The organism is Streptomyces laurentii, from assembly GCF_040635425.1.
GTDB classification, from domain to species: Bacteria; Actinomycetota; Actinomycetes; order Streptomycetales; family Streptomycetaceae; genus Streptomyces; species Streptomyces laurentii.
Genome location: NZ_JBEYHT010000041.1, coordinates 63,017 through 71,421, shown reverse-complemented (window position 1 = coordinate 71,421; position 8,405 = coordinate 63,017). Strand labels below are relative to the sequence as shown.

Genomic DNA, 8,405 nt, shown 5'->3' with positions numbered 1-8,405 from the left:
GTCGAGCACCAGGTCCACCGCCGCCCGGGCCATCGCCGGCCGGTCGGAGTAGACCGTGGCCCTGGTGAGGGTCCGGCCGCCGCCTTTCGTACGCGGGGTGCCGATCCGGGCCTGTCCGGGCCTATCCGGCCGGCAGGAGGTTGTTGGTACCGGGGTTGCCGGGCTTGACGTTGCCCGGGCCGCCCGGGTTCGTCGGCCCGGTCGTCGCGGGCGGCACCGTCGGGTCGGTCGACGGCTCCACCGGGGTGGTCGCCGTCGAGTCCGGCGGCTCCGGCGGGGTGGTCGCCGTCGAGGTGGGCGGCGGGGTCGGGGTGGTCGGCTCGTCGCTGGGGCTGGTCGTCGGGTCGGGCGACTCGGTGGTCCGGCTGGGCGTCGGGCTGACGTCGCCGGAGCCGCCGCCGGAGCCGGCGAACGTCTCCAGGTCGAAGGCCGCGTTGGAGCCGCCGCCGAGCGCGGCGGTGGTGTAGGCGCCCCAGATCTGGGCGGGGAGCTTGCCACCGTTGGCGCGGCCGGGGTTGATCGCGTCGGTGAGGGTGAGCTGCTTGCCGCCGTCGGGGGCCTCGCCGAACAGGCCGACCGCGGTGACGAGCTCGGGGGTGTAGCCGACGAACCAGGCCGAGCGGTTGTTCTCGGAGGTACCGGTCTTGCCGGCGGCCTGGTACGGGCCGGCGGCGCGGACGCCGGAGCCGGCCTGGACGACGCCCTGCATGGCCCGGGTGGTGGTGTCGGCGGCCTCGCGGCTGATGACCCGGTCACCGATCGGGTCGGACAGGCGGGCCGTGCGGTCCTTGTGCTCGGCGGACTTCACCAGGCTCGGGGTGACCTTGACGCCGTGGTGGGCGAGGGTCGCGTAGGCGCCCGCCATGTCGAGGGTCGAGGCGTTCATGACGCCGAGCGACTGCGACGGGGTGGGGACGAAGTCGGCGCCGTCCTTCACGCCGAGGGCCAGGCCGGTCTTCTTGGTCTTGGCCGGGCCGACGTCGACGATCATCTGGGCGTAGACCGAGTTGACAGAGCTGTTGGTGGCCTTCTGGACGGTGATCGGGCCGTAGCTCTGGTTGTCCTCGTTCTCCGGGTTGAACGGGATGTCGCTGCCGACGACGGGGCGCTTGCTGGTGCCGTCGTAGATCGTGTTCAGGCCGATCTTGCGGCCGTCCTGGGTCTCGGCGTTGTTGTCGATGGCCGAGGCGAGCACGATCGGCTTGTACGTCGAGGCGGGCTGGTAGTCGCGCCGGGTGGCGTTGTTCGTCCAGTGCTCGGTGGCGCCGATGCCGCCGTACATCGCGACGACCGCGCCGGTCTTCGCGTCGACGGAGGTGGCGCCGGCCTGGACGGTGGCGGCCCGCTTGCTGTTCTCGCGGTCGAGCTGGGACTCCAGCTGCTTGTCGACCGCGGCGACGAGGGACTTCTGCTTCTTCTCGTCGATGTTGAGGGTGATCGTCCAGCCGCCGGCCTTCAGATCCTCCTCGCTGACGCCCTGGCGCATGAGCTCCTGGTTGGCGGCCTCGACGATGTAACCGCTCTGGCCGCTCAGGCCCTTCGGGGGCTTGGGCTTCTGCGGGACCGGGAACTTCAGGCCGTCCCGGGTCGTGGCGTCCAGCCAGCCCTCGCCGACCATGTTGTTGAGGACGTAGTTCCAGCGGTTCTCGACGGCCTCGCGGCCCTTCGGCCCGGCGATGGCCCAGTCGTACTGGCTGGGGGCCTGGAGGACGGCGGCGAGGTACGCGCCCTGGGCGACGGTCAGCTGGCTCGCGTCGACGCCGTAGTACGCCTGGGCGGCGGCCTGGATGCCGTAGGCGTTGCGGCCGTAGTAGCTGGTGTTGATGTAGCCGGCCAGGATCTCGCTCTTGCCCATGCGCTGGTCGACCTTGATGGCGATGACCATTTCCTTGAGCTTGCGCGTGGCCGTCTGGTCCTGGCTCAGGTAGTAGTTCTTGACGTACTGCTGGGTGATCGTCGATCCACCCTGCTTGCCCTTGCCGCTGACGGTGTTCCAGGCGGCGCGGGCGGTGCCCATGATGTCGACGCCGTTGTCGTCGTAGAACGACTTGTTCTCGGCCGCGACGAACGTCCGCTGGACGGGGAGCGGGACCTTGTCGAGGCCCACGATCTCCCGGTTGACCTTGCCCGTGCGGGCCAGGACCTTGCCGTTGGAGTACTTGTAGACGTTGCTCTGGAGCGTCGCGTCCGCGTTGGCGGTGGGGACCGGGACCATCAGATAGAGCACGTAGCACGCGCCCAGGACAAGCAGGCAGGTCACGAGGAAGGTGCCCAGGAGCTTCTTCCAGGTGAACAGGCGGCGTATGCGGCTCTTGCCGCCTGTGCTCGTGCTTTGGCCCATGTCCTCGTTCGCTCCGCTCGTCGTCGAATCAGCTCAGAAAGCTAACACCGCCCAATACGACAAAGGGCGATCGATCCGGCTTTTCCGGGCGTGAGAATCAGCACCCACCCCTGACGGAACCGACGCTCCAGACGGCGGGATGGTTGTGTGCCTCCGCTCACAAACCTCTATCGATCACGCGTACGAGCGAGGGCGGGCTCGGCGGTACCCCCTTCGGGTGGAGGGAACCGGCCACTATGCATTGCGTGTATACACCCCCTGTACAGTGACGAACATGTCCATCGGTCACACCCTTCTCGGGCTCCTGGAGTCCGGTCCGCGCCACGGTTACGACCTCAAGCGCGCCTTCGACGAGCGCTTCGGCCACGACCGTCCCCTGCACTACGGACAGGTCTACTCGACCATGTCCCGGCTGCTGAAGAACGGCCTCGTGGAGGTCGACGGCATCGAGTCCGGCGGCGGCCCCGAACGCAAGCGGTACGCCATCACCGAAGCCGGCATCACGGACGTCGAGCAGTGGCTCGCGACGCCCGAGAAGCCCGAGCCGTACCTCCAGTCCACGCTCTACACCAAGGTCGTCCTCGCCCTCCTGACCGGCCGCGGCGCCGCCGAGATCCTGGACGTGCAGCGCGCCGAGCACCTGCGCCTGATGCGCGAGCTCACCCGCCGCAAGAAGGACGGCGACCTGGCCGACCAGCTGATCTGCGACCACGCTCTGTTCCATCTGGAAGCCGATCTGCGCTGGCTGGAACTGACCGCCGCCCGGCTCGGCCGGCTCGCCGAGGAGATCCGCCGATGACCGACGCGCCCCTGCTCTCCGCCCGCGGGATCGACAAGGCGTACGGCCCGACCCCGGCCCTCGCCGGCGCCGACTTCTCGCTGCGCGCCGGGGAGGTCGTCGCCGTGATGGGCCCCTCCGGCTCCGGCAAGTCCACCCTGCTGCACTGCCTGGCCGGCATCGTCCGCCCCGACGGCGGCACCATCCATTACGACGGTCGCGAGCTGACCGCCATGAGCGACGCGCAGCGCAGCGCCCTGCGCCGCTCCGACTTCGGCTTCGTCTTCCAGTTCGGCCAGCTCGTGCCCGAGCTGACCTGCGTGGAGAACGTCGCCCTGCCGCTGCGCCTGAACGGCACGCGGCGCAAGGAGGCCGAGCTGCGGGCCCGGGAGTGGCTGGCCCGGCTCGAGGTCGAGGACGTGGCCGGCAAGCGCCCCGGCGAGATATCCGGCGGCCAGGGCCAGCGGGTCGCCGTGGCCCGCGCGCTCGTCACCGCCCCGCGCGTGATCTTCGCCGACGAGCCGACCGGCGCGCTCGACTCGCTCAACGGCGAGCGGGTCATGGCGCTGCTCACCGACGCCTCCCGGGACACCGGCGCCGCCGTCGTCCTGGTCACCCACGAGGCCCGGGTCGCCGCGTACTCCGACCGCGAGATCGTGGTCCGCGACGGCTCCGTACGGGACACGGAGTGGGCGGCATGAGCGTCCTGAGCGAGGACCGCGAGAAACACGAGGACCCCGAAGCCCACGGCGACCACGACGACCGTACGGCCGATCCCGCAGCCGCCGGCGAGGGGCGCCGCGTCCCGGGCTCCGGCCCCCGGGTCTGGGCCCGCGACCTGGCGCTCGGCACCCGCTTCGCCGTCACCGGCGGGCGCCGCGGCTGGCTCCGCACCGTACTGACCGCGGTCGGCGTCGGCCTCGGCGTGGCCCTGCTGCTGATCGCCGCGTCGCTGCCGAGCATGCTGTTCCAGCGCGAGGTACGGGAGTCCGAGCGGCAGCCCGACGCCAGCTACGAGGTCGCCAAGCCCGGTCCGGACACGTTCCTCTATCTCCGTACCGACACCCTCTACCGCGGCGACACCGTCACCGGACTGCTGCTGCGCCCCGAAGGCCCGAAGGCCGCCGTGCCGCCGGGCTCCGACCGCGTCCCCGCGAACGGCACGATGCTGGTCTCCCCCGCCCTCGGCGAGCTGCTCGCCTCCCCCGAGGGCGCGCTGCTCAAGAAACGCCTGCCGTACAAGGTCGCCGGCACGATCGGCCAGGCGGGACTGATCGGCCCCGCCGAACTGCGCTACGTCGCGGGCGCGGACTTCCTCACCACCGACAACTACGACGGCCGCGGCCGGACGTACGGCTGGTCGGTGCCCGGGGAGCCGATGAACGCGGTCCTGCTCCTGCTCGTCGTCATGGCCTGCGTCGTCCTGCTCCTCCCGGTCCTCGTCTTCGTCGCGACCGCCGTCCGCTTCGGCGGCGAGCAGCGCGACCGGCGGCTCGCCGCGCTCCGCCTGGTCGGCGCGGACACCGCCATGACCCGCCGGATCGCGGCCGGCGAGTCGCTCGCGGGCGCGCTGCTCGGGCTCGCGGCCGGCGTCGGCTTCTTCGCGGTGGGCCGGCAGTTCGCGGGCACCTTCGAGATCTGGGACGTCAACGCCTTCCCGTCGGACGTCCTCCCGGTGCCCTGGCTCGCCGTCCTGATCGTCGCCGCCATACCCGTCGCGGCCGTCGTGGTCAGCCTGTTCGCGCTGCGCGGCGTCGCCATCGAACCGCTCGGCGTCGTCCGTACCGCGACGCCCCGGCCGCGCCGGCTGCTGTGGCGGCTGCTGCTCCTCCTGGCCGGCGCCGGCGTGCTCGTAGCGAGCCTCCGCGGCGTCGACGCCGGCGAGGACACCCTGCACACCGCGGGCGTCACCACCGGCGCCACACTCGTCCTCATCGGGCTCACCACGCTGCTGCCCTGGCTGGTGGAAGCCCTGGTGAAACGGCTGCACGGCGGCCCGGTCGCCTGGCAGCTGGCCACCCGCCGGCTCCAGCTCAGCAGCGGCACCGCGGCCCGTACGGTCAGCGGCATCGTCGCGGCGGCGGCCGGGGCGATCGCGCTCCAGATGCTGTTCCAGGCCATCCAGAACGACTTCATGCGGCCCACCAACATGGACACGGCGCGCGCCCAGCTCCAGACCACGGTCAGTGCGACGAACGGCGACGAGGCGCGCCGCGCCATCACCGCCCTCACCGGCACCCGGGGCGTCGGCGGGGTCATCGGCACCATCGAGTCCAGCCTGTGGCGGCCCGGCCGGCCCGACAAGGGCATGGACTTCGGGCCCATCACCTCCGTCTCGGTCGGCGACTGCGCCTCCCTGCGGGAGCTCGCCAAGCTGCCGTCCTGCACCGACGGCGACGTCTTCATCGCCCTCGCCCACGGCAAGGAGGGCCCGGAGGACGACTGGGTCACGAAGACCGCCAAGCCCGGCGCGACCGTCGCGCTGCGCGACCCGATGACGCACAAGGACGGGGCGCTGCCGACCTGGCGCGTCCCGGACTCGGCGCGCACCGTGGACTCCCGGCGCGATCCCATGGGTCAGTTCCAGTTCGGCGTGCTCGCCACCCCGAAGGCGCTCGACGCCACCCGGCTCGACGGTCCCCGGGCCGGAGCCATGGTGCAGATCGACCCGGCGGTGAAGGACGCGGAGGAGTACGTGCGCAACACGGTCGCCGGGCTCGATCCGACGACCCGCGTGCGGACCCTGCAGGACGTCGAGCGTGACGCGCAGTTCAGCAGCGTCCGCACCGGCATCCTGGTCGGCGCCACCCTCACCATGTTGCTGGTCGCCGTCTCGCTCCTGGTCACCACCCTGGAGCAACTGCGCGACCGCAAGCGGCTGTTGTCCACCCTGGTCGCCTTCGGCACCCGGCGGGCCACCCTCGGCTGGTCGGTGCTGTGGCAGACGGCCGTGCCGATCGCGCTCGGCCTCGCCCTGTCCGTGATCGGCGGGCTCGGGCTCGGCCTCGTACTGCTGCGGATGATCGGCAAGCAGGTCGAGGACTGGTTCGTGTTCCTGCCCGTCGCCGGGGTCGGGGCGGGGCTGATCGCGCTGGTCACGCTGCTGAGCCTGCCGGTGCTGTGGCGGCTGATGCGGGCCGACGGGCTGCGGACCGAGTGAGCGCGTGACCGTGTGACTGTGTGACCGCGTGACCTGACACGGGCTGGGCGGAACGGGGGCTGAGGGGCGTCGGGGGGCGTCGCTCAGTCCCCGACCCGTACCAGCCCGCTCTCGTACGCGAAGATCACCGCGTGGACGCGGTCCCGGAGCCCGAGTTTCGTCAGGACGCGGCCGAGGTGGGTCTTGACCGTCGTCTCCCCGACGAAGAGCCGGCCGGCGATCTCGCCGTTGGACAACCCCCGCGCGACCAGGGCGAGGACGTCCCGTTCCCGTTCGGTGAGCGCCGCGAGCCGGTCGCGCCGGGCGGGCGTGGCCGCGGCCCCGGCGGAGTGCCGGACGAAGCGCTCGACCAGCCGCCGGGTCAGCGCGGGCCCCACCATGACCTCGCCGCGCAGGACCGCGCGGACGGTCACCAGGATCTCCTCGGCGGGGGCGTCCTTGACGAGGAAGCCGTTCGCGCCGGCCCGCAGCGCCCCGTACGCGTACGCGTCGAGGTCGAAGGTCGTGACAACGAGGATCCGGGGCGGGTCGGGCCGCGCGCACAGCTGCTCGGTCGCGGCGATCCCGTCCCTGCCGGGCATCCGGACGTCCATCAGGACGAGGTCCGGCCGCAAGGCGGCCACCGCCGCGACGGCCGCGTCGCCGTCGGCGGCCTCGCCCACCACCGTGAGGTCGGGCTGGCTGTCGACGACCATGCGCAGCCCCATCCGGATCAGTTCCTGGTCGTCGCAGATCAGCACCCGGGCGGGGTGCGAGGGCGGCGGCGAGAACGGGGACGGGGGCGGAGGCGGACTGGTCATGGGGCCACCGCCGGAGCATCGGGATCGGGGCCGGTCCCGGCATCGGGTTCAGGCGCGGAGTCCGGGCCGGGGCCGGTGGGGCGCAGGGTGGCGGTGACGCGGTAGCCGCCGTCGGGCGTGGGTCCGGCGTCGACGCTCCCGCCGTGCAGGGCGGCGCGTTCGCGCATGCCGGCGAGTCCGCGCCCGGAGGAGGACAGCGGGGGTTCCAGGGCGGCTGCCCCGCCGGTCCCGGCCGCGTTCTCCACCCGGACGCGGACCAGCCGCCCGGGCCCCCGCGCCCCGGTGTCGACGCGGACGTGGATCGCGGCGTCCGGCGGCGCGTGCTTGACGATGTTGGTGAGCGCCTCCTGCACGATGCGGTACGTCTGGGCGGCGAGGTCCGCCGGCAGCCCGTCCGGCTCCCCACGCAGGTCGAGGCGGGCCCGCGTGCCGTCCGGGTCGAGCCGTCCGACCAGCCGGCGTAGTCCGTCCGCGAGGGAAGCGGGGCCGGGTCCGTCGTCCGCGACGGGCGTCCGCAGCACTTCGAGGAGCCGGCGCAGCTCGCCCAGGGCCTCGCGGCCGGTCGCGCTGATGACGCCGAGGACGCGGTCGACGACGGCGGGGTCGGCCTGCCGCATCAGCCGGCCGCCCTCGGCGTTCAGCACCATGACGCTCACGCTGTGCGCGAGGACGTCGTGGATCTCGCGGGCGATGCGTGCCCGTTCCTCGGCGACGGCGACCCGGGCGAGGGCCAGACGCTCCGACTCGGCCAGGGCGACCCGCCGTTCGAACTCGGCGATGTACGCGCGCCGGGCGCGGACGTACTCGCCGGACACCCAGGCCCCGGCGAGCAGCAGCCCCACCGCGAGCGGGGTGAGCCAGGCCCCGCGGGCGCCCGATCCCGCGTAGTCCCGCTGCCACGCCGGGATCCACAGCAGGACGCAGACGGCGGCGCCGACCGTGGCCGCGGCGGCCCGGCGCAGTCCGCGCACCGTGAGGGTGGCGAGGACGGCGGCCAGGGCGACGGCGCCGCGGCCCGGCTCCTGGCCCCAGATGTGCCCGAGGTACTGCGCCCAGAACGCCGCCGTCACCAGGGCCGCGACGAGCACCGGCCGGCGGCGGCGCCACCACAGGGGCAGCACGAGGGCCGCGTACACGCAGATCTGCGCCCAGACGGGCCGCCAGCCCGGCTGCGGGCGGATCGCCGGGGGCACGGCCACCAGCACGACCACCAGGACGTCGGTCAGCCACGGGTGGCCGCGCCGTAAGCGAGGGAGGGTCTCCATCAGACGGCGCACCCGTTCACGCTACGGGCGGGGCACGCGCGCGTACATCGTCCCGCGGGGC

Annotated in this window: 6 protein-coding genes; 3 read left to right on the top strand and 3 right to left on the bottom strand. The window is 73.0% G+C overall.

The features are described from left to right. Positions 1–121: 121 nt before the first annotated feature. Positions 122–2,341, bottom strand: a complete 2,220-nt coding sequence (locus ABZ693_RS23760) for a transglycosylase domain-containing protein (protein ID WP_359880674.1) — start codon at positions 2,339–2,341, stop codon at positions 122–124. Between the two features lie 274 nt (positions 2,342–2,615). Here ABZ693_RS23760 and ABZ693_RS23755 point away from each other — a divergent pair, with 274 nt between their 5' ends. From ABZ693_RS23755 to ABZ693_RS23745, 3 genes are read left to right on the top strand one after another with little or no spacing between them, the layout of a single operon-like run. Continuing rightward, positions 2,616–3,140 (top strand): PadR family transcriptional regulator, encoded by a 525-nt coding sequence (locus ABZ693_RS23755; RefSeq protein ID WP_359880671.1) that lies wholly within the window; start codon positions 2,616–2,618, stop codon positions 3,138–3,140. After that, a complete protein-coding gene (locus ABZ693_RS23750) occupies positions 3,137–3,820 on the top strand; it encodes an ABC transporter ATP-binding protein (protein WP_359880668.1) in 684 nt (227 codons plus the stop codon). The genes ABZ693_RS23755 and ABZ693_RS23750 overlap by 4 nt, the downstream gene beginning before the upstream one ends. After that, complete coding sequence (locus ABZ693_RS23745; protein ID WP_359880666.1) at positions 3,817–6,279, top strand: FtsX-like permease family protein; 2,463 nt, start codon at positions 3,817–3,819, stop codon at positions 6,277–6,279. The genes ABZ693_RS23750 and ABZ693_RS23745 overlap by 4 nt, the downstream gene beginning before the upstream one ends. Positions 6,280–6,362: 83 nt before the next feature. On the opposite strand, the gene ABZ693_RS23740 is transcribed toward ABZ693_RS23745, so the two are convergent. Continuing rightward, the gene (locus tag ABZ693_RS23740; protein WP_359880663.1) at positions 6,363–7,079 is read right to left on the bottom strand and encodes a response regulator; all 717 of its coding nucleotides are present in this window, start codon (positions 7,077–7,079) and stop codon (positions 6,363–6,365) included. Further along, positions 7,076–8,356, bottom strand: coding sequence for a sensor histidine kinase (locus ABZ693_RS23735; protein WP_359880660.1), 1,281 nt, complete (start codon positions 8,354–8,356; stop codon positions 7,076–7,078). The genes ABZ693_RS23740 and ABZ693_RS23735 overlap by 4 nt, the downstream gene beginning before the upstream one ends. Between the last annotated feature and the right edge of the window lie 49 nt (positions 8,357–8,405).